Source organism: Methylosinus sp. DMC45, assembly GCF_056313885.1.
The window spans coordinates 56,431-77,209 of sequence record NZ_JBQUZK010000046.1; the positions used below are offsets into that span (position 1 = coordinate 56,431).

Sequence of the window (20,779 nt, forward strand, 5' to 3'; positions counted from 1 at the left end):
GTTTCTCACGCTCGCTCGTCGTCGCTCGCCACTCACGACTGACTACTCTCTCTCGGAGCATTCCTCGTGTCGAAGATCGATTTCTCCAAGGTCCTCATCGCGCAAGGCGGCGGACCGACCGCCGTCATCAATCAGTCTCTGGTCGGCGCCGTGCTCGAGTCGCGCAAGTTCCGCGCAGTGGATCGCGTCTATGGCGCCTATCATGGCGTGCGCGGAATCGTGAATGAGGACTTCGTCGATCTGACGCAGGAGACGACGCATAATCTCGAGATGGTCGCCTGCACGCCCTCCTCGGCGCTGGGCTCGACGCGCGACAAGCCCGATCTCAAATATTGCCACGAGATCTTCGAGGTGCTGCGCGCGCATGAGATCGGCTGCTTCTTCTATATCGGCGGAAACGACAGCTCCGACACGGTGCGCATCGTTTCCGAGGAGGCGATCAAGGCCGATTATCCGCTGCGCGTCGTCCATATTCCGAAGACGATCGACAATGACCTGATGATCAACGACCACACGCCGGGCTTTCCCTCCGCGGCGCGTTGGGTCGCGCAGGCCTTCGCCGGCGCCAATCTCGACAATTGGGCGCTGCCCGGCGTCTATATCGCCGTGGTCATGGGCCGCCATGCCGGCTTTCTCACCGCGGCTTCCGCGCTCGGCAAGAAATTCCCGGACGACGGGCCGCATCTCATCTATGTGCCGGAGCGCGTCTTCGACACGGAGCGTTTCCTCGCCGACGTCAAGGCGACGATGGACAAATATGGGCGCTGCGTCGTCGCCGTGTCCGAGGGAATCTCCGACGAGAACCATACGCCGATCGCGGTCAAGCTCGCCGAGCAGGTGGAGAAGGACGCGCATGGCAATGTGCATCTGGGCGGCGGCGCTCTCGCCGATATGCTGACCGAGCTCGTCAAGACGAAGCTCGGCTTGAAGCGCGTGCGCGCCGACACTTTCGGCTATGTGCAGCGCAGCTTCGTCGGCTGTGTCTCCGATGTGGATCAGCGCGAGGCGCGCGAGGTCGGCGAGAAGGCGGTGCAGTTCGCGCTATGGGGCGATCGCGACGGCTCCGTGACGATTCACCGCACGGGATTCTACTCTGTGGATTATCGGCTCACGCCGCTCGTGGAGGTCGCCGGCAAGACCAAGGTGATGCCGGCCGAGTTTCTGACAGCGGATGGCACGGATGTCACTGACGCCTTCCGGCTTTATCTGCGTCCTCTGCTCGGCTCGGGAATGCCGGATGCGTACAGGCTCCGCTTGAATCCTGTCGCCAAAAAACTGAGAACGTAACGTCTCGAGACTGTCGCACATTCGGCGACGCCCTGGGTCAAGAGCTTGATTTCCAGGGAATTTACTCTTTAGAAGGGGGAGGCGCCGAGAAAAGGCGCAGGCCCTCTTCCCAAGGCGCGATTCTTGCTTGATTTATATGCGGGCGTCGTGGTTGCATTGCGGGCCGGGACTTATAGACTGGCATCCGCGGTAGACGCCGGAGGCTGGGGGACGGGGGAGAGCGGCGGGGCGAGCCTGCTTGCACCTTTTGTTAGGCCCTCGCTGATATCGAGTGAGGTTGGTTCGATTCGCCACAGCGGGCCGATCGGTCAGGAGACGAGACATGAGCAAGGTCGGCAGCAGCGATTCGAAGAACACGCTCTACTGCTCATTTTGTGGCAAGAGCCAGCATGAGGTGCGCAAGCTCATCGCGGGTCCGACGGTTTTCATCTGCGACGAATGCGTCGAGCTGTGCATGGACATCATCCGCGAGGAGAACAAGTCCATCGTCAAGCAGCGCGACGGCATTCCGACGCCTCGCGAGATCTGCAAGGTTCTCGACGATTATGTGATCGGCCAGGCGCAGGCCAAGCGCGTGCTGTCGGTCGCCGTGCACAATCACTACAAGCGCCTCAATCACGCCGCCAAGCATGGCGACGTCGAGCTGGCGAAATCCAACATTCTGCTCATCGGCCCGACGGGCGTCGGCAAGACGATGCTGGCGCAGACGCTGGCGCGCATCCTCGATGTGCCCTTCACAATGGCCGACGCCACGACGCTCACCGAGGCGGGCTATGTCGGCGAGGATGTCGAGAACATCATCCTCAAGCTGCTGCAGGCCTCCGACTACAATGTCGAGCGCGCGCAGCGCGGCATCGTCTATGTCGACGAGATCGACAAGATCTCGCGCAAATCCGACAATCCGTCGATCACGCGCGACGTGTCGGGCGAGGGCGTGCAGCAGGCGCTGCTGAAGATCATGGAAGGCACCATCGCCTCCGTGCCGCCGCAGGGCGGGCGCAAGCATCCGCAGCAGGAGTTTCTGCAGGTCGACACGACCAACATTCTCTTCATCTGCGGCGGCGCCTTCGCCGGCCTCGAGAAGATCATCTCCTCGCGCGGTCGGGGCACCTCCATCGGCTTCGGCGCCAATGTGCAGGCGCCGGACGAGCGCCGCACCGGCGATATTTTCCGCCATGTGCAGCCGGAGGATCTGCTCAAGTTCGGCCTCATCCCGGAGTTCGTCGGCCGTCTGCCGGTGATCGCCACGCTCGAGGATCTCGACGAGGAGGCGCTGAAGCGCATCCTCACCGAGCCGAAGAACGCGCTGGTCAAGCAGTATCAGCGGCTGTTCGAGATGGAGAGCACCGAGCTCACCTTCCAGGACGAGGCGCTCTCCTCCGTCGCCCGCAAGGCGATCGAGCGCCACACCGGCGCGCGCGGCCTGCGCTCCATCATGGAGGGCATTCTGCTCGACACCATGTTCGAGCTGCCGGGCCTCGAGGGCGTGGAGCAGGTCGTCATCGGACCCGAGGTCGTCGAGGGCAAGGCGCGTCCGCTCTACATTTACGCCGAGCGTAACGAAAAGAGCGGCGGCGCCAGCGCCTGACGCTTTTTTAGGCGCGGGAGCGCGACTTCTTTCGCAGCTCCCGCCCATTCTGCCGCATGCGTCTGTTTTTCCAGTATCTTGAATCGTTCTGCCGCTAGGCCCATTTGTTGCGTAATCGCCTTCGACGCCGTTCGCGTGTGAGCGGGTCTCTCGAAAGGCGGATTTCCGCCGGATTGTCGGGCCTGGAACTTGCAAGCGTCCCTTTAACGTCAGAAGCGTCCCTTTGCGTCAGAGCGTCGCCTCGCCCCGCTTCCCCGGCGGGGAGCGAAACGGAACAGGAAAAAAGATATGACGAACGAAAAGCGCAATTCCATCGTTCCCGGCGCAATCGAGAGTTATCCGGTTCTGCCGCTGCGCGACATAGTGGTCTTTCCGCATATGATCGTTCCGCTCTTCGTCGCGCGCGACAAGTCTATCCGCGCGCTGGAAGAGGTGACGAAGTCCGAGCGGCTCATTCTGCTCGCGACGCAGAAGAATGCGGGCGACGACGATCCGGCTCCCGACGCGATCTACTCCATCGGCACGCTCGCTTCCGTGCTGCAGCTGCTGAAGCTGCCCGACGGCACTGTCAAAGTGCTGGTGGAAGGCGTCGGCCGCGCCAAGGTGCGCAATTACACGCGCGTCGATGAATATCACGAGGCCGACGCCGAGGCGCTCGGCGACGAGATCGATCAGCCCGTCGAGGTGGAGGCGCTCGGCCGCTCCGTCATCGCGGAGTTCGACTCTTATGTGAAGCTCAACAAGAAGGTCTCGCCGGAGATCGCCGCGGCGGTCACGCAGATCGACGATTTCTCCAAGCTCGCCGACACGGTCGCCTCGCATCTCTCGGTGAAGATCGCCGAGAAGCAGGATGTGCTGGAGACGATCGCCGTCGCCAAGCGCCTGGAGAAATGCCTCGCGCTGATGGAGAGCGAGATCTCCGTGCTGCAGGTGGAGAAGCGCATCCGCACGCGCGTCAAGCGCCAGATGGAGAAGACGCAGCGCGAGTATTATCTCAACGAGCAGATGAAGGCGATCCAGAAGGAGCTGGGCGACGAGGACGGCAAGGACGATCTCGCCGAGCTCGAGGAGCGCATCAAGAACACCAAGCTCTCCAAGGAGGCGCGCGACAAGGCCGTCGCCGAGTTCAAGAAGCTGCGTCAAATGTCGCCCATGTCCGCGGAAGCGACGGTGGTGCGCAATTATCTCGACTGGCTGCTGGCGCTGCCCTGGGGCAAGAAGTCCAAGATCAAGCGCGATCTCGAGGCTGCGCAGAGCGTTCTCGACGCCGATCATTTCGGCCTCGAGAAGGTCAAGGAGCGCATTCTCGAATATCTCGCCGTGCAGAGCCGCGCCAATAAGCTGACCGGCCCGATCCTGTGCCTCGTCGGCCCGCCCGGCGTCGGCAAGACCTCGCTCGGCAAGTCGATCGCCAAGGCCACGGGCCGCGAGTTCGTGCGCATGTCGCTCGGCGGCGTGCGCGACGAGGCGGAGATCCGCGGCCATCGCCGCACCTATATCGGCTCCATGCCCGGCAAGATCATCCAGTCGATGCGCAAGGCGAAGACGTCCAACCCGCTCTTCCTGCTCGACGAGATCGACAAGATGGGCATGGACTTCCGCGGCGATCCGTCGTCCGCTCTGCTCGAGGTGCTCGATCCCGAGCAGAACGCCACTTTCGCGGATCACTATCTCGAGGTCGATTACGACCTGTCCAATGTCATGTTCGTGACGACGTCGAACACGCTGAACATCCCTGCGCCTCTGATGGACCGCATGGAGCTCATCCGCATCGCCGGCTACACGGAGGACGAGAAGGCCGAGATCGCGCGCAAGCATCTCATTCCGAATGCGGTCAAGAAGCACGGCCTCGCCGCCGACGAATGGTCGATCGACGACGAAGCGCTGCTGACGCTGGTGCGCCGCTACACGCGGGAAGCCGGCGTGCGCAATCTCGAGCGCGAGATCTCCAATCTCGCCCGCAAGGCGGTGAAGGAAATTCTGCTCTCCAAGGAGAAGGGCAAGAAGGTCCATGTCACCAATGACAACATCACCGATTATCTCGGCGTGCATAAGTTCCGCTACGGCGAGGCGGAGCTCGAGGATCAGGTGGGCGTCGTCACCGGCCTCGCCGTCACCGGCGTCGGCGGCGAGCTGCTGACGATCGAAGGCGTGATGATGCCCGGCAAGGGCAAGATGACCGTGACCGGCAATCTGCAGGATGTGATGAAGGAGTCGATCTCCGCCGCCGCATCTTACGTGCGCTCCCGCGCCGTCGATTTCGGCATCGAGCCGCCGCTCTTCGACCGTCGCGACATCCATGTGCATGTGCCGGAAGGCGCGACGCCCAAGGATGGCCCCTCGGCCGGCACGGCGATGGCGACGACGATCGTGTCGATCCTCACCGGCATTCCGGTGCGCCGCGACATCGCCATGACCGGCGAGATCACGCTGCGTGGCCGCGTGCTGCCGATCGGCGGCCTGAAGGAGAAGCTGCTCGCGGCTCTGCGCGGCGGCCTCAAGAAGGTGCTGATCCCGGAAGAGAACGCCAAGGACCTCGCCGATATACCCGACTCGGTGAAAAATGGCCTCGAGGTCGTGCCGGTCTCGCGAATGGACGAGGTGCTCGCTCACGCGCTCGTGCGTCAGCCGACGCCGATCGTCTGGGAGGAGCCTACGGCTCAGATCGCCAAGACGGTCGTCGAGGACGACGCAGCCGGCGTGCGCGCCCACTGAAGGCTCCGGCCCCTCCGACTGCGGCTTTGCCGCGGGGGAGGGGCCGTCGCCCTCGGGCTCGGCGGCTCGAAGCCCGGCTCGCCGGGGATTTTCCCATTATCTCGCCCATAGGCGCCCGGAATTCCAGGGATTCCGGCGCTGCCTGTTGTTCTAACCCTTGCTTTTGCTGACATTCCGGCACATCACTCCTCTGTGCCGGGTCCGAACGATTCGACGCCGCTCGATTTTCGGCGCTCAGCCCGTGTCGACGACCGGCTCCCGGCGGAAGCAGAAGGGATGAGACCATGGTCAATAAATTGGAACTGGTCGAGCATGTCGCCGAGGCGACCGAAACCTCGAAGGCCGCCGCCGCCGCCGCCATCGACGCGGTGATCGACGGCATCACCTTGGCCCTCAAGAAGGGCGAAGAGGTGCGGCTCGTCGGTTTCGGCACCTTCTCGGTCAAGAAGCGCGCGGCCGGCAAGGGCCGTAATCCCGCGACCGGCGAAGAGATCAAGATCCCCGCTTCCACGAGCGCCCGCTTCAAGCCCGGCGCCACGCTCAAAGCGGAGCTCAACAAGACCAAGTGAGCCGAGCGAGGCTGGCCTGTCGCGCCGATCTCCCCTTTCGACCGATTTCCAGGCTCGCCGCCGGGGCGCGAACGTCGCCGGCGGCATTGTCGTTTCAAAACGCCTGCGCGACGCGTCTTGCGCGGAGGGGGCGCCCTCCCGTAAACAATGCGGCGTCGATCTCGGTCGGCGCGCGGGCGGTTAGCTCAGTCGGTAGAGCGTCTCGTTTACACCGAGAGGGTCGGCGGTTCGAGTCCGTCACCGCCCACCACGCCGCGCTCCGGGAGAGGCCCCGTCATTCGGCCGCGCCGGGGCGCGCGGGAGGGCGGGAATTGGCCGCAAGGGATGAGAGACGCAGCGCCGAGAGCATGAGCCGAAATTTCGTCCTTCTCCTCGCCTTGGCCGTATTGCTCGCGGCGCCTCCGGCCCGCGCCGAGGAGATGTCGTTCCATCTCGCGACGACGGCGAGCGCCCGCTGCGCCGACCACTGCCCGCGCGTCATCGTGGCGGAGGGCGAGATCGTCGAGGACACGGCCGAGGCCTTTGTCGGTTTTCTGCGCGAGCAGGGACATGAGACCGAGCTGCGCAGCATTGTGCTGCTCGACTCGCCCGGTGGGCGCGTGCTCGCCTCCATGCAGCTCGGCCAGGCGCTGCGCCGGCTGGGCATGGCGGTGATCGTCGCGCGCGTCGAGCCGACGAGCGGGGCGCTGGTTTCCGGCCGCTGCTATTCCGCCTGCGTCTATGCGCTGATGGGCGGCCGCAAGCGGGTGATCCCGCGCCAGAGCCGCGTCGGCGTCCATCGCATGTTCAATTATGTCGATGGCGTCGATCCGACGAGCGGGGAGGTGATGCGCGAGCGCCGCTACGACGACGGCGGCATGCGCCGCACGCTCACCCGCTACAGCGATTCCATGGGCGTCAGCCGCGATCTCATCGCGCTGGCGGAGCGCACCTCGCCGGATCGCGTTCATCTTCTTTCCGCCGCCGAGATCGCCCGCTGGCGGCTCGGCTCGCCAAAGCTGTAAAAGAGCCGTCGAGCGGGGAACTCCTCGGCGCATCCATTCAACCTGTAGGATCGGTCGTTCCATGAAACATATCATCGAAGGTCTCGAGCAGCGGCGCGCCTCGGCGCGTCTCGGCGGCGGCGTCAAGCGCATCGACGCGCAGCATGCGCGCGGCAAGCTCACGGCGCGCGAGCGCATCGAGCTGCTGCTCGATCACGGCTCCTTCGAGGAGTTCGACATGTTCGTCGAGCACCGCTGCGCCGATTTCGGCATGGACAAGGGCGAGAAAATCTCCGGCGACGGCGTCGTCACCGGCTGGGGCACGGTCAATGGCCGCGCCGTCTTCGTCTTCGCCAAGGACTTCACCGTCTTCGGCGGCTCGCTGTCCGAGACCCACGCTCAGAAAATCACCAAGCTGCAGGATATGGCGCTCAAGAACCGGGCGCCGATCATCGGCCTGTTCGACGCCGGCGGCGCGCGCATTCAGGAGGGCGTCGCGGCGCTCGGCGGCTATGGCGAGGTGTTCCAGCGCAATGTGATGGCCTCGGGCGTCATCCCGCAGATTTCCGTCATCATGGGGCCTTGCGCCGGCGGCGACGTCTATTCGCCGGCCATGACCGACTTCATCTTCATGGTGCGCGACACGAGCTATATGTTCGTCACCGGCCCGGACGTCGTGAAGACCGTCACCAATGAGACCGTGACGGCGGAAGAGCTCGGCGGCGCCTCGGTGCATACCACCAAGAGCTCCATCGCCGACAAGGCCTTCGACAACGATGTCGAGGCGCTGCTGCAGATGCGCCGGCTCATCGATTTCCTGCCTTCCTCCAATAAGGAGGAGCCGCCGGAGTGGCCGAGCTTCGACGAGGCCGAGCGCCTGGACGCCTCGCTCGACACTCTGGTCCCCGACAATCCGAACAAGCCCTATGATATCAAGGAGCTGATCACGAAGATCGCCGATGAAGGCGATTTCTTCGAGATTCAGGAGACGCACGCCAGGAACATCGTCGTCGGCTTCGGCCGCATCGAGGGCCGCACGGTCGGCTTCGTCGCCAATCAGCCCATGGTGCTGGCCGGCGTGCTCGACATCGACGCCTCCAAAAAGGCGGCGCGCTTCGTGCGCTTCTGCGACTGCTTCAATATTCCGATCGTCACCTTCGTCGACGTTCCCGGCTTCCTGCCCGGCACGGCGCAGGAATATGGCGGCCTCATCAAGCATGGCGCCAAGCTGCTCTTCGCCTATGCCGAGGCCACTGTGCCGAAAGTGACGCTCATCACGCGCAAGGCCTTCGGCGGCGCCTATGACGTCATGGCCTCCAAGCATTTGCGCGGCGACGTCAACTACGCCTGGCCCTCGGCGCAGATCGCCGTCATGGGCGCCAAGGGCGCGGTCGAGATCATCTTCCGCGCCGATATCGGCGATGCGGAGAAGATCGCCCAGCGCACCAAGGAATATGAGGACCGCTTCCTGTCGCCCTTCGTCGCCGCCGAGCGCGGCTATATCGACGAGGTCATCATGCCGAGCGCGACGCGCAAGCGCATCGCCCGCGCGCTCGCCCTGCTGCGCCACAAGGAATTGGAAAACCCCTGGAAGAAGCACGACAATATCCCGCTCTGACCTATCCCTTCAGGTAGGTGGGCGCGCCGGCTTCCAGGGTGGGTCGGCGCGCCTTTTCGCTCGAGCGGAGAACAGCCTGCCCCGAAGGCGGGCGCCCTCCGCACAAATTCATTCCAGCGGCAGGCTTTTTTGGGTGACAAAACGCCACGGCTGTCATAATGTCCCCTTCGCCGAGCTGGCTAAAAACATATGAACGCAGAATGCGTTCGACCAATCGCTGGCTGAGGTCCAAGTCGGGGAGGACGCCGGAACTCTGCACGTCTCGCGAGACGCTCCACACTATTCTCGCGGATGGCGCCAAACGACGAGTCCGGTCAAAGGACGGGTACCAAAGAGTGGGGAGAGGCAAGGGCCGTCCCCGCTCTTTGTGTATGTAGAGCTACGATAGAGCTTTTCACTCGATAGATAGCTCCAGCCTATGAAGCGGCTCCCCGCCGCCGCAGCTCCTCCCAGAGCCCACTCGCAACTTTCGGAGAAACTCAAAAATGTCCATCAAGCGGATCGGCGCCGGCGCGCGCATGAGCAAGGCCGTCGTTCATGGCGGCGTGATCTATACGGCGGGCCAGGTGGCCGAGGCGGCCAAGGGCGGCGCGGTCGCCGATCAGACGCGCGAGATTCTCGGCCTCATCGACACGATTCTGCAGGAGGCCGGCAGCGAGAAGGCGAAGATTCTCTCGGCGACGATCTATCTCGCCGACATCGCCACTTTCGCCGAGATGAACTCGGTGTGGGACGCCTGGGTCGACAAGAGCAATCCGCCGGCGCGCGCCACTGTCGAGGCGAAGCTCGTGACGCCGGATTACAAGGTCGAGATCGCAATTATCGCGGCGCTGTGACGCCGGTCAGCGGATTGTCGGGGTCATAGCCGTAGCGCAGGGTCTCGAAGCGCATGGAGCGGGCGTCCATCAGCAGCAGACGCCCGACCAGCCCCTCGCCGAAGCCGACGATCTCGCGGATCACTTCCAGCGCCATCATCGCGCCGACGATTCCGGTGAGCGCGCCGAGCACGCCGGCCTCCTCGCAGCTCGGCACGGCGCCCGCCGGAGGCGGCGCGGGGAAGAGGCAGCGATAGGTCGGGTTGGGCCGGCCCTCGGCGTCGCTCTCGAAGGGACGCAGCGTCGTCAGCGAGGCGTCGAAGCCGCCGACCGCCGCTGTAACCAGCGGCTTTTTTTCGTAGAAGCAGGCGTCCGAGACGAGATAGCGCGTCGCAAAATTATCGGAGCCGTCGGCGATAATGTCGTAATCCGCGATCAGCGCCCGCGCATTCTGCTCGCCGAGGCGCAGCGCATGGGGCTCGACATGCACATGCGGGTTGAGCCGATGGATGGCGTCCTTGGCGCTGTCCACCTTCAGCCGCCCGACGGCGGTGGTGTGATGGATCACCTGACGCTGCAGATTGGACAGCGAGACCTCGTCGTCATCGACAATGCCCAGCGCGCCGACGCCGCCCGCCGCGAGATATTGCAGCAAAGGCGCGCCGAGCCCGCCCGCGCCGACGACGAGCACGCGCGCTTTCTTCAGTCGCTGCTGGCCCGGCCCGCCGACCTCGCGCAGAACGATATGGCGCGCGTAGCGCTCGATTTCTTCGGCCGAGAGGCTCATGTCGTTTTTCCTGCGCCGAAGCTCACGCGGCGGCCGCGTTCACTGCGGTATTTAGCAGTTTCGCGCCGAGCGTGAAATCGGAGGAGAAGATGACGCGCCAGGCGCGCGGCCGGTTGACGCGCGGTCATAGAGAAGCGATAGGCTTCGCCGCGAGTCCGGTCCGGCTCCGGGTTCGGAAGGGTGGCCGAGTGGTTTAAGGCAGCGGTCTTGAAAACCGCCGTGGGGGAAACTTCACCGTGGGTTCGAATCCCACCCCTTCCGCCAGTTCAACCCGTATTTCCGTGCGCGCATGTGACGCCGCGGTTCCAGTCCTGGGTCCAATAGTCGGTAATCAAAAGAACATTGCCATATGCCGCACAATCTTGGTGATAGCGCCCACTGATTCTCCGAATATGGATCAAGCAACGACAGCTGCATTTGGCAAAGGTATTGCGTGATGGTTGACCGCGAGCATAACTCTCCTGTTAAGAAATTTTGGAATTCGCTGCTCCGTAACAGGGCAATTGTTGCGCGTATCTCTCTAGCTATATTTACTGCTAGCTCATTGTATGTAATGTATTATATAGATGAATCTTTTAAAAGAGTTGTATTTAATATTATTAACTCGGCTGATAATGTTCCATTTATAGTGGCTTGTCTAATTGCGGTTGCTTCTTCGTTTTTTGCGGTATCGCTATCATTTGATGGCGACAAAATTAAACAATCGGTCAGCCTGGCGGATGCTGAAGCGTTGTCATCGGCAGAGCGAAACGTTGCGTCGACTGCCGATACCTTGGCGAGAGATTTTGAACAACGTGCACGGATCGTTGTCGATTCCGCGGTGTCGGGCTGGGCTGACAAGGCAGACAATTTAATAAAGTATGAGTTGTCTTCGAGAATTGATGAACTTTTTGGGAACAACATAGTAGAGTCCATTGGCAAAATATTGGCGGAGCAATCAGATGATATAACAAAAATAAATCAAATTCGTCGTGACAGTGGTGATAGATTCTTGCAGATGCGTAACAGGTCTCTCGAATATGCCAGTTTGGCGGAGCGACAGGCGAGAGTGTTTCGTGGTTCTGGAATGAATCTCGCAATTATAGGTCTTCTGGTGCTCGGATTTGTATTGGTCGGTACGTATTATCAATACTGGAAAAGTCCAGAATTGCTACAGCAGCATGTCGAGTGGGAGGTGGTGTTGCTGAGACATGGGCCGACCTATGCGTTCGTCATTCTGTGCGAGGTTCTTGCGCTCATCATGTTCCGTTATCAGTCTAAAGCACTAGAGCTGATGCGTTATTTTTCAAATGAAGCTACGAATATCGATGCGAGGCATACCGCTTTCCTTTCAGCCCTGCAATTCATGGACAAACAAAAGCTCTCGAAATTGATCGAGAGGCTCGATGCGACCGAGCGTAATTTCTTGATCGACAAGCATCAGCGTACACTCGAAATGGCGAATAACGAAAACGAAGATCGTATGATCGAGAGAATTCGGAGCTTGCTCGATCGATCGAAGGGAGAAAAGCAGGAGGCGGTAAAAAAGAAAAAGGATGACGGTGAGGAGTAGTCGGCCAATTGGCGCCCCCTAGATGATAGTGGCGATGCAGCCAGCGTGACTCGCGTCACAATTGCTCTACGCCAGGGATCGCCGGCTCGAGAGCCTCTATGGCAGTAATCAAGCTGATACATTGCTCTTTATTCGCGACCGCAGTGGAGGGAGCGCGGACCGCTATAACCTTCCCCCACGCCGAAACGCCTGTGGCGGCTGCCCGTAAACGCGCAGAAACGCGCGTCGCATTCGTTCTGGATCGCGAAAGCCGCTGTCGCGCGCGATTTGCTCGATCGTGTCGGCGCCGCTCTCCAGCGCGCTCTTCGCTCTGTCGAGGCGCAGGCGCTCGATCGCCTTGGCGGGCGTCGCGCCGGTCGCGCGGGAGAAGGCGCGCGCGAAATTGCGTGGGCTCATCGCGGCCTGCGCGGCCAGTTCCTCCACGGTGAGGCGTTGGCGTAGACGCTCGCTCGCCCAGCGCAGCAGCGTCGCGAATTTGTCTTGCCTGCTCTCCAATTCCAGCAGCGCGGAAAATTGCGATTGCCCGCCCGGGCGCCGGTGATAGACCACGAGCTGCCGCGCGACGGCGCGCGCGACATCCTCGCCGAGATCGTCGCCGATCATCGCCAGGGCGAGATCTATGCCCGCGGTGATTCCGGCGGAGCTCCAGATCGGCCCGTCGCGCACGAAGATCAAATCCGGCTCCAGCCGAACCTTGGGAAAGCGTTGCTGAAAATCGCCGCTGCGGCTCCAATGCGTCGTCGCTCTGCGGCCGTCGAGCAGCCCGGCCGCCGCCAGCACATAGGCGCCCGAGCATACGCTCGCCACGCGTCGCGCGCGCGTCGCTGCGCGGGCGACGAAAGCCAGCGTGCTTCTGTCCGTGGCGGCGCCGCGCGTGCCGAGGCCGCCGGCGATCAGCAGCGTGTCGCAGCGTCGCGCCGCAGCGAAGCTCACCGCCGCCATGGCGACGCCGGAAGAGGAGCGCACGAGGCCGGAAGCGGCGGCGATCGTTCGTATCGCATAGGCTCCGGGCGCGATGCGCGCGGCGATCTCGAAAGAGGCGATCGGTCCCGCCGCATCGAGAATCTGAAAGTCGTCGAAGATCAGCAGAGCGATGATCCGCGCGCGCATGGATCTGTCCGAAAAAGTGGGGAAACCGTCATTTGAGACAGAGCCTAGCGGCGCTACTCTGTCTTCGTCAACAAGGGGAGGCTCGCAATGTCCGACCAAAGCCTGCGCATCGTCTTCGCGATTTTTCCGCGGCTCACCCAGCTCGATTTCACCGGGCCTTTCGAGGTGCTGTCGCGCTTGCCCGGCGCCGAGGTCGTCGTCGCCTCGCGCGAGGGCGGCGCCGTCGCGTCCGACACGGGTCTCGAATTCGGCTCGACGCGCGCGCTCGCCGGCGTGGAGCGCTGCGATCTCCTCTGCGTTCCCGGCGGTCCCGGCGTCGAGGCGGCCTCGGTCGATCGCGAATTTCTGGAGCAGATCGCGCGGCTCGCGGAAGGCGCGCGCTATGTGACCTCGGTCTGCAACGGCTCGCTGCTGCTCGGCGCCGCCGGCCTTTTGCGCGGCAAACGCGCGGCCTGCCATTGGGCCTGGCGCGATCTTCTGCCCTTGTTCGGCGCCGTTCCAGACGCCGCGCGCGTCGTGCGCGACGGGCGCGTCGTCACCGGCGGCGGCGTGACGGCGGGCATTGATTTCGCCTTGACGCTCGCGGCCGATATCGCCGGCGAGCAATTCGCGCGCGCGATCCAATTGTCGATCGAATATGCGCCGGCGCCGCCCTTCGACAGCGGGCGCCCGGAGACGGCGGGCGAAGCGCTGGTCGAATGGGTGACGCCGCGTTTCGCCGAGCGAAAGGCGCGCTTCGCGGCCTTGCATGGCTGAGCGCGGCGCGGCTTTTCCGATGCGGCTTTCTGTGCTCTATCGAGCGCTACTGTCGCCGCAATGGATGCGCCCATGACCGCCGCCGCCACGCCTGCGCATGTCGTCATCGACGGCTTTCTCGGCGCGGCGCGCGCAGGCGAGCTGATGCAATTCGCGCTGGCGCATAAGAGCGAATTTTCGCAATCGCGTTTCTACACGGCCGAGCGCGCGGCGCGCATCGATACGTCGGTGCGCGATTCGTCGCGTCTTCTCGAGCTCGGCCCGCTGCGCGCGGCTTTCGCCGCATCTGTCGATGCGGCGCTCGCGCATCTGACGCGCGAGCTGAATGTTTGTCTGCCGTCCGAAACGAAAAAAGAGATCGAAATGGTGCGCTATGGCGACGGCGGCTTTTTCAAGCGCCACGCCGATGCGCCGCCGCGGCCGGACGGACACGACAGCGTGCGGGTTCTCACGCTCGTCTATTATTTTCACGCGCTGCCGCAGCGTTTCGAAGGCGGCGCGCTGCGGCTCTTTTCGCCGGATGGCTTTGTGGACATAGCGCCGGCCTATGATCGTCTCGTCGCCTTTCCCTCCGCCGCATCGCATGAGGTGCGCCCGACGCGCTGCGCGAGCGCCTTCGCCGATGGAAGATTTTCGATAAATTGCTGGGTGAGGCGGGGGCGGGAATGGCAATCGCCCGCGCCCTCTTGCTGAGGAGGCGGCTTTGCCGCCGTCTCGAAGCACGAGGGCGAGTTCCAGAAGGCGGCGCTGACGGTTTCATCGTCCTTGGAGACGCCAGCTGCGCGGGCTTCTCAGGATTGGAAGCCTGCTCGATTCTCTTCGAGTTCCGGCGTTGGCCAGCCTTTCCGCTCGATCCGCTCGAGTCCTAGTGCGGCCTTTGAAGCGTGCTCGAAAATCCACGGTCCAGGGACGGCAAGTGCTTCCGAATTAAAGCTTCCGGCAATCTGTGCGTATCGAGCACACGGTTATTGACGGGCCTGTGCGAATCATGCACACTTCTTTCGAATCTCCAGGAGCTGTCTCGTGTTGGTTGGAATTGCCGAAATCGCCCAGATGGCAAAAGTATCGGCTTCGGCTGTTGGGAACTGGAGAAGACGTCACCACGATTTTCCGCCTCCGGTGCAGGAGCTTTCGTCTGGGCCTCTCTTTGATGAGTACTCAGTCCGAGCATGGCTAAGAAGTAGGAACAATAAAATGACGCTTACGATATCGATGTTCAACAACAAGGGTGGCGTTGGAAAGACGACATCGATTTGGAATTTGGCTACATCATTGGCAGAAAAGGAAAAATCCGTTCTGTTGATCGATTTTGATCCGCAGTGCAATCTATCTATCGCCTGCTTGGGTGATGATCGTTTCAGTGATTGTCTTGATCCGACAGATTCTGCTCCATTTGGAAAGACTATTAGATCATTTGTGTTTCCATTTATCCAGCAGAGCAAGCAGGGTGACATATATATATGTAATCCAAAATATACATGTGAAAATGCTTTTGATGTTATTCCAGGAGATTTTTGGCTTAATACATTTTCTGATGTATTGAATGTTGGAACTGATGTGATTGGCGGTTCTGGGTTGTATAGATTTTTGACGCCGGCATTGATAGCGGAGGCTGCTGCAAGCAAACTTAGCAAATCGTATGACTATGTTCTAATAGATTTGCCGCCTTCGTTTAGCTCGATAGTTCGCTCTGCTCTATATTCGTCTGACTATTTTATTGTTCCGTGTACGGCAGATCGATTTTCTGCATATTGTGTCGGTCTTATTGGCCAAGTGCTTCCGGCGTTTGCTGACGACTGGAAGCAAGGTCTTAGGCGCTATAGCAAGTCAAATCCATCCGATAATTTTGTTGCTAAAAAAGGAGAGCCAAAATTTGGTGGATGGATATTTAACGGTTTCGATACGAGAAACGGTAAAAAGCTTGGTGCAGACAAGGCACAGTTTGATAAAGTTCGGACAGCAATCGATTCCGGCCTAATCAGTCAGCTCAAACAAATTGAATCATATTCTGCGATACCTGATTTTGTGAATGCAGATCCTGCTGCTGAAATTGAAGACATGAACGTTATGGCTCCAGACAGTTTAGTGCAGAATGTTCCAATTAAATACCTCAAAGATGAGAGGCCAACGCAAGAGAATTACGCTAAGGGGAAATGGGCGCAAAATCAAATTGAGCTCATGAAGAAAATCGATAAACAGTACGATATATTGGCAGACTATGTAATCGAAAACTTCGTCTAACAATCAAAGCTTGCGATAAATAATGCTATTAAGTAAATAGCGGAGGTTTAGGAGTGGCTTCCGTTCGATGTGAGAGCCGATGGTTGGCGAGAAACGCATAGCGCGTTTCCGCCCCCTCGCGTCCGCCCCCGCGAATCGCTAAAATCCCCTCCATGGCCAAATCCGACGATCTCTTCGGCGGCGCTCCGCGCAAGCCGGCCGCCGCTCCCGCCGCGAAAGCGCCCAAGGCGCCGGCGGAATATGACGCCGCCTCCATCGAGGTGCTCGAGGGGCTGGAGCCGGTCCGGCGGCGGCCGGGCATGTATATCGGCGGCAAGGACGAGGCCGCCATGCATCACCTCTTCGCCGAGGTGCTGGACAACGCCATGGACGAGGCCGTCGCCGGCCACGCCAGCTTCATAGAGGTGACGCTCGAGCCCGATGGTTGGCTGACGGTCGTCGACAATGGCCGAGGCATTCCGGTCGGGCCGCATCCGAAATTCCCGAAGAAATCGGCGCTGGAAGTGGTCATGACCATGCTGCACGCCGGCGGCAAGTTCGACTCCGGCGCCTATCAGACCTCCGGCGGCCTGCATGGCGTCGGCGTGTCCGTGGTCAATGCGCTGGCCGAGCGGCTGGAGGTGGAGGTGGCGACCGGCCAGCAGCTCTATCGCATGATCTTCTCGCGCGGCCTGCCGCAGGGAAAGCTCGAGCAATTGGGCCGCATCGCCAATCGCCGCGGCACCAAGGTGCGCTTCAAGCCGGACGCCGAAATTTTCGGCCCGGCGACGCATTGGCGCCCCGCGCGGCTGTTCCGCATGGCGCGCTCCAAGGCCTATCTCTTCGGCGGCGTCGAGATTCGCTGGCATTGCGCCAAGGAGCTGATCGAGCCGGGCTCGGATGTGCCGGCCGAGGCCGTGCTGCGCTTTCCCGGCGGCTTGCGCGATTATCTCGCGCGCGAGACCGAGGGCAAGGAGCTGGTCGCCGATCAGCCCTTCGTCGGCAAGGTGCAGCGCGAGGGCGGCCATGGCTCGCTGGAATGGGCCATCGCCTGGTTCGCCAATGAGGACGGCTTCTCGCACTCCTATTGCAACACGATTCCGACGCCGGACGGCGGCACGCATGAGGCGGGCTTTCGCCTCGCTCTGCTGCGCGGCTTGAAGGATCACGCCGAGCGCATCGGCCAAGCCAAGCGCGCCGCCAATGTGACGGCGGATGATCTCATGGGCCAGTCGGCGGCGATGATCTCCGTCTTCATTCGCGAGCCGGAATTTCAGGGCCAGAACAAGACGCGGCTGATGAATGTCGAAGCCTCGCGCCTCGTCGAAGGCGCGGTGCGCGACGCTTTCGACCATTGGCTCGCCGGCGCGCCGTCGCAAGCGACCAAGCTGCTCGATTTCGCGGTGGAGCGCGCCGAGGAGCGCCTGCGCCGCCGCGCCGAGAAGGAGCAGGCGCGCAAGTCTCCGACGCGCAAATTGCGCCTGCCGGGCAAGCTCGCCGATTGCACCAACACGTCGTCGCAGGGCTCGGAGATTTTCATCGTCGAGGGCGATTCCGCCGGCGGCTCCGCCAAGGCGGCGCGCGACCGCGCCAGCCAGGCCGTGCTGCCTCTGCGCGGCAAGATTCTCAATGTGGCATCCGCCGGCCGAGAGAAGCTCGCCGCCAATCAGCAGCTCGCCGATCTCGTGCAGGCGCTCGGCTGCGGAATCGGCTCGCATTATCGCGACGAGGATTTGCGCTACGACAAGATCATCGTGATGACCGACGCCGATGTCGACGGCGCGCATATCGCGTCGCTGCTCATCACTTTCTTCTTTCGGCAAATGCCCAAGCTCATCGACGGCGGCCATCTCTATCTCGCCGTGCCGCCGCTCTACAAGCTGACGCAAGGCGCCAAGACCGTCTATGCGCGCGACGACGCGCATCGCGACGAGCTGGTGAAGAAAGTGCTGACCGGCAAGGGCAAGATCGAGACGAGCCGCTTCAAAGGCCTCGGCGAGATGATGCCGGCGCAGCTCAAGGAAACGACGATGGACGCCAGGAAGCGCACTCTGCTCAAGGTGGTGATCGCCGGCGAGGAGCGCGAGGAGACGGCCGATTGCGTCGAGCGTCTGATGGGCGCCAAGCCCGAGGCGCGCTTCGCCTTTATTCAGGAGCGCGCGGCTTTCGCCACGGAATTGGACGTGTGACGCGGGGAACCGCGGACCGGGCGGCGACGTTTACCGTTTCGTGCAATGGAGCATTGGCGACGCGTGATTTGGAAATGATTTTCTCGCCCGCCGACCGCCATTGGGCTAAGGTCCGCGCCAGTCGAAGCGGGCGGCGGGCGTCGAGAGGTCGAGCTTGACGGACATCGACGGGAGAAGCGAGGCGTCCGCGCCGCAGCGGCGGGACGATCGCGACGAAGCTCTGGCGCTCGAGCGCATGCGCATGGCGCTCGACGCGAGCCTCACCGGAATTTGGGATTGGGATCTCGTCACCGGCGAGGTGCATCTCGACGCGCGCGTGCGCGCGCTGTGGGCGCTGCCGGACGATGCGCCGGGCAGCTTCGAGATTTTCCGCAATGCGATGCCGAAGGACGGCAAGCACAAGGACGACAAGGCGCCGACGAGCGAGGCCGTTCAGGCCGCGCTCGATCCCGGCGCGCTCGGCGATTACGAGGCGGAATATCGCGTCATCGGCCAGACCGACGGCGTCGAGCGCTGGATCGCGGTGCGCGGCCGCACTTTCTTCGAAGGCGGACGCGCTGCGCGCATCATCGGCACGGCGCGCGACATCACCGATCGCAAGCGGCGCGAGGAGCATGTCCATGTGCTGCTGCGCGAGCTGGTGCATCGCTCCAAAAATCTTCTCGCCGTCGTGCAGGCGATGGCGCGGCAGACGGCGGCGGGCGCGCCTTCGCTCGCCGATTTCCAGCGCAAGTTCGCCGCGCGCCTGCAGGCGCTCTCGATGGCCCATGATCTGCTCGTGTCGCAGGACTGGCGCGGCGCGTCCATGGTCGAGCTGGCGCGCGCGCAATTGTCCTATTGCCTCGACGTCGGCTGCGTCGAGGAGCAGACGCGCGCCGGCGGCCCCGATCTGATGCTGAAGCCGGAGGCCGCTCAGAACATCGGCCTCGCATTGCACGAGCTCTCTGTGAATGCGCTGACGCATGGCTCGCTGGCGCAGCCGGACGGACGCATAGAGCTGCATTGGCGCCTCGAGGACGGGCGCTTTGTCGTGGAGTGGCGCGAGTTCGGCGGTCCGGTTGTTTCCGAGGCGCCGTCCGAAGGCTTCGGCCATAAGGTCATCAAGCGCCTCGTCGCGCAGGCGCTCGGCGGCGAGGCGACGATCGGCTTTCCGCCCGACGGCTTCGAATGGACGCTCGCCGTGCCGGCGGCGCAGGCGCTGGCGGAGTGAAGGCGCGCTTCTCCTTCTCCCGCTCGTGGGAGAAGGTGGCCCTCGCGTCAGCGAGGGTCGGATGAGGGCTCGTCCAGCTACGACATGATCTGCAATCTAGAGCGCGGAGGACCGCGGCGGCCCTCATCCGACCCGACTTCGTCGGGCCACCTTCTCCCCCTGCGCGGGAGAAGGGAGCGCGAGCCTATTTCCGAGGGCCGAGAGTCTCAGCGCGCGAAATACGTCTCGATGATGCGCTTGTAGATCGCCGTCAGCCCATCGACATCCGCAACGCAGGCATGCTCGTCCACCGCATGGATCGACTCGTTGAGGAGGCCGAACTCCAGCACCGGACAATCGCGCGTGATGAAGCGCGCGTCCGAGGTTCCGCCGCTGGTCGAAAGACCCGGACGGCGGCCCGTCATCTCCTCGATCGCGCCCGCGACCAACGCGCTGAAGTCGCCCGGCGCGGTGAGGAAGGGCAGCGAATTGCAGGGCAGGAACTCCACCTCCACTTTCGCGCCGGCCGCGGCGGTCTCGATCACGCGGCGGATTTCCGCCTGCAGCGTCTCCAGCGTCCACACATTGTTGAAGCGGATGTTGAAGCGCGCGCGCGCCTCGCCCGGAATGACATTGGCGGCCTGATTGCCGATGTCGATCGACGTCACCTCGAGATTGGAGCGGTCGAAATGTTCCGTCCCTTCGTCGAAGACATGAGTCGATAGAGCGGTGACGATGCGCGCGACGGCGGGCGTCGGATTTTCGGCGCGATGCGGATGGGCGGAATGGCCCTGCTTGCCGCGCACCACGAGACGCCCGTTGAGCGAGCCGCGCCGCCCGATCTTGATCGTGTCGCCGAGCTCTTTGACATTGGTCGGCTCGCCGACGATGCAATGGTCGAAGACCTCGCCATGGGCTTTCGCCCAATCGAGCATCTTCACCGTGCCATTGACGGCGGGTCCTTCCTCGTCGCCGGTGATGAGGAAGGCGATGGCGCCCTTGGGCGCGCCATGCTCCTTCACATAGTCGATGGCGGCGGCGGCGAAGGCGGCGATGCCGCCCTTCATATCGGAGGCGCCGCGGCCGAAAATCTTGCCGTCGGCGATCTCGCCGGAAAAGGGATCGAAGCGCCAGCGCTCGGGATTGCCGCTCGGCACCACATCCGTATGGCCGGCGAAGACGAGATGCGGCCGGCCCTCGCCGATCTTGGCGAAGAGATTGTCGATGTCCGGCGTGCCTTCCTCTTTGAAGACCAGCCGATGCGTGGTGAAGCCCGCTTCCTTCAATCGCTGCTCGAGCACGCCGAGCGCGCCGGCGTCGGCCGGGGTGACGGAGGGGCAGCGAAGGAGATCGCGGGTGATGGAAAGGGCGGGGGAGAGAGTCATGGACGGAAGTTAGGGA

Annotated in this window: 16 protein-coding genes and 2 tRNA genes; 15 read left to right on the plus strand and 3 right to left on the minus strand. The window is 62.5% G+C overall.

The features are described 5' to 3' along the window. Window positions 1–66: 66 nt before the first annotated feature. From ACT53T_RS14175 to ACT53T_RS14210, 8 genes are all read left to right on the plus strand, one after another. Complete coding sequence (locus tag ACT53T_RS14175) at window positions 67–1,287, plus strand: 6-phosphofructokinase (protein ID WP_476161694.1); 1,221 nt, start codon at window positions 67–69, stop codon at window positions 1,285–1,287. A gap of 322 nt (window positions 1,288–1,609) precedes the next feature. Continuing rightward, a complete protein-coding gene (clpX, locus tag ACT53T_RS14180) occupies window positions 1,610–2,875 on the plus strand; it encodes an ATP-dependent Clp protease ATP-binding subunit ClpX (RefSeq protein WP_018266556.1) in 1,266 nt (421 codons plus the stop codon). A gap of 288 nt (window positions 2,876–3,163) precedes the next feature. Then, window positions 3,164–5,590 carry an endopeptidase La gene (gene lon / locus ACT53T_RS14185; protein WP_018266555.1) on the plus strand — a complete coding sequence of 809 codons (2,427 nt, stop codon included), beginning with the start codon at window positions 3,164–3,166 and terminating at the stop codon, window positions 5,588–5,590. A gap of 284 nt (window positions 5,591–5,874) precedes the next feature. Beyond that, the gene (locus ACT53T_RS14190; RefSeq protein WP_018266554.1) at window positions 5,875–6,159 is read left to right on the plus strand and encodes an HU family DNA-binding protein; all 285 of its coding nucleotides are present in this window, start codon (window positions 5,875–5,877) and stop codon (window positions 6,157–6,159) included. Between the two features lie 174 nt (window positions 6,160–6,333). Continuing rightward, window positions 6,334–6,409, plus strand: a tRNA-Val gene (locus tag ACT53T_RS14195). Window positions 6,410–6,506: 97 nt separating this feature from the next. Further along, window positions 6,507–7,163 (plus strand): COG3904 family protein, encoded by a 657-nt coding sequence (locus ACT53T_RS14200; protein WP_476161695.1) that lies wholly within the window; start codon window positions 6,507–6,509, stop codon window positions 7,161–7,163. 61 nt (window positions 7,164–7,224) lie between these two features. Beyond that, entirely contained in the window at window positions 7,225–8,760 is a 1,536-nt protein-coding gene (locus ACT53T_RS14205; RefSeq protein ID WP_400769588.1) for an acyl-CoA carboxylase subunit beta, read from the plus strand. 485 nt (window positions 8,761–9,245) lie between these two features. Then, complete coding sequence (locus ACT53T_RS14210; RefSeq protein WP_476161696.1) at window positions 9,246–9,596, plus strand: RidA family protein; 351 nt, start codon at window positions 9,246–9,248, stop codon at window positions 9,594–9,596. Here the strand turns inward: ACT53T_RS14210 and ACT53T_RS14215 are convergent. Next, window positions 9,580–10,362 (minus strand): HesA/MoeB/ThiF family protein, encoded by a 783-nt coding sequence (locus tag ACT53T_RS14215; protein ID WP_476161697.1) that lies wholly within the window; start codon window positions 10,360–10,362, stop codon window positions 9,580–9,582. The genes ACT53T_RS14210 and ACT53T_RS14215 overlap by 17 nt on opposite strands. A gap of 174 nt (window positions 10,363–10,536) precedes the next feature. Between ACT53T_RS14215 and ACT53T_RS14220 the strand changes: the two genes are divergently transcribed. Further along, a tRNA-Ser gene (locus tag ACT53T_RS14220) sits at window positions 10,537–10,626 on the plus strand. 172 nt (window positions 10,627–10,798) lie between these two features. Beyond that, complete coding sequence (locus ACT53T_RS14225) at window positions 10,799–11,914, plus strand: hypothetical protein (protein ID WP_476161698.1); 1,116 nt, start codon at window positions 10,799–10,801, stop codon at window positions 11,912–11,914. Window positions 11,915–12,076: 162 nt separating this feature from the next. Here ACT53T_RS14225 and ACT53T_RS14230 read toward each other — a convergent pair whose 3' ends face one another. Further along, window positions 12,077–13,012, minus strand: coding sequence for a GlxA family transcriptional regulator (locus ACT53T_RS14230; RefSeq protein WP_476161783.1), 936 nt, complete (start codon window positions 13,010–13,012; stop codon window positions 12,077–12,079). 99 nt (window positions 13,013–13,111) lie between these two features. Here ACT53T_RS14230 and ACT53T_RS14235 point away from each other — a divergent pair, with 99 nt between their 5' ends. From ACT53T_RS14235 to ACT53T_RS14255, 5 genes are all read left to right on the plus strand, one after another. Continuing rightward, window positions 13,112–13,780: a DJ-1/PfpI family protein gene (locus ACT53T_RS14235; RefSeq protein WP_476161699.1), complete on the plus strand. Its 669-nt coding sequence runs from the start codon at window positions 13,112–13,114 to the stop codon at window positions 13,778–13,780. A gap of 72 nt (window positions 13,781–13,852) precedes the next feature. Next, window positions 13,853–14,473 carry a 2OG-Fe(II) oxygenase gene (locus ACT53T_RS14240; protein WP_476161700.1) on the plus strand — a complete coding sequence of 207 codons (621 nt, stop codon included), beginning with the start codon at window positions 13,853–13,855 and terminating at the stop codon, window positions 14,471–14,473. A gap of 330 nt (window positions 14,474–14,803) precedes the next feature. Next, entirely contained in the window at window positions 14,804–16,021 is a 1,218-nt protein-coding gene (locus tag ACT53T_RS14245; RefSeq protein WP_476161701.1) for an AAA family ATPase, read from the plus strand. Window positions 16,022–16,173: 152 nt separating this feature from the next. Further along, window positions 16,174–18,189: a DNA topoisomerase IV subunit B gene (gene parE, locus ACT53T_RS14250; RefSeq protein ID WP_476161702.1), complete on the plus strand. Its 2,016-nt coding sequence runs from the start codon at window positions 16,174–16,176 to the stop codon at window positions 18,187–18,189. A gap of 154 nt (window positions 18,190–18,343) precedes the next feature. Then, window positions 18,344–19,399 carry a sensor histidine kinase gene (locus tag ACT53T_RS14255; protein WP_476161703.1) on the plus strand — a complete coding sequence of 352 codons (1,056 nt, stop codon included), beginning with the start codon at window positions 18,344–18,346 and terminating at the stop codon, window positions 19,397–19,399. A gap of 206 nt (window positions 19,400–19,605) precedes the next feature. Here the strand turns inward: ACT53T_RS14255 and dapE are convergent, their stop codons facing one another. Further along, complete coding sequence (dapE, locus tag ACT53T_RS14260) at window positions 19,606–20,763, minus strand: succinyl-diaminopimelate desuccinylase (protein ID WP_476161704.1); 1,158 nt, start codon at window positions 20,761–20,763, stop codon at window positions 19,606–19,608. Window positions 20,764–20,779 lie beyond the last annotated feature (16 nt).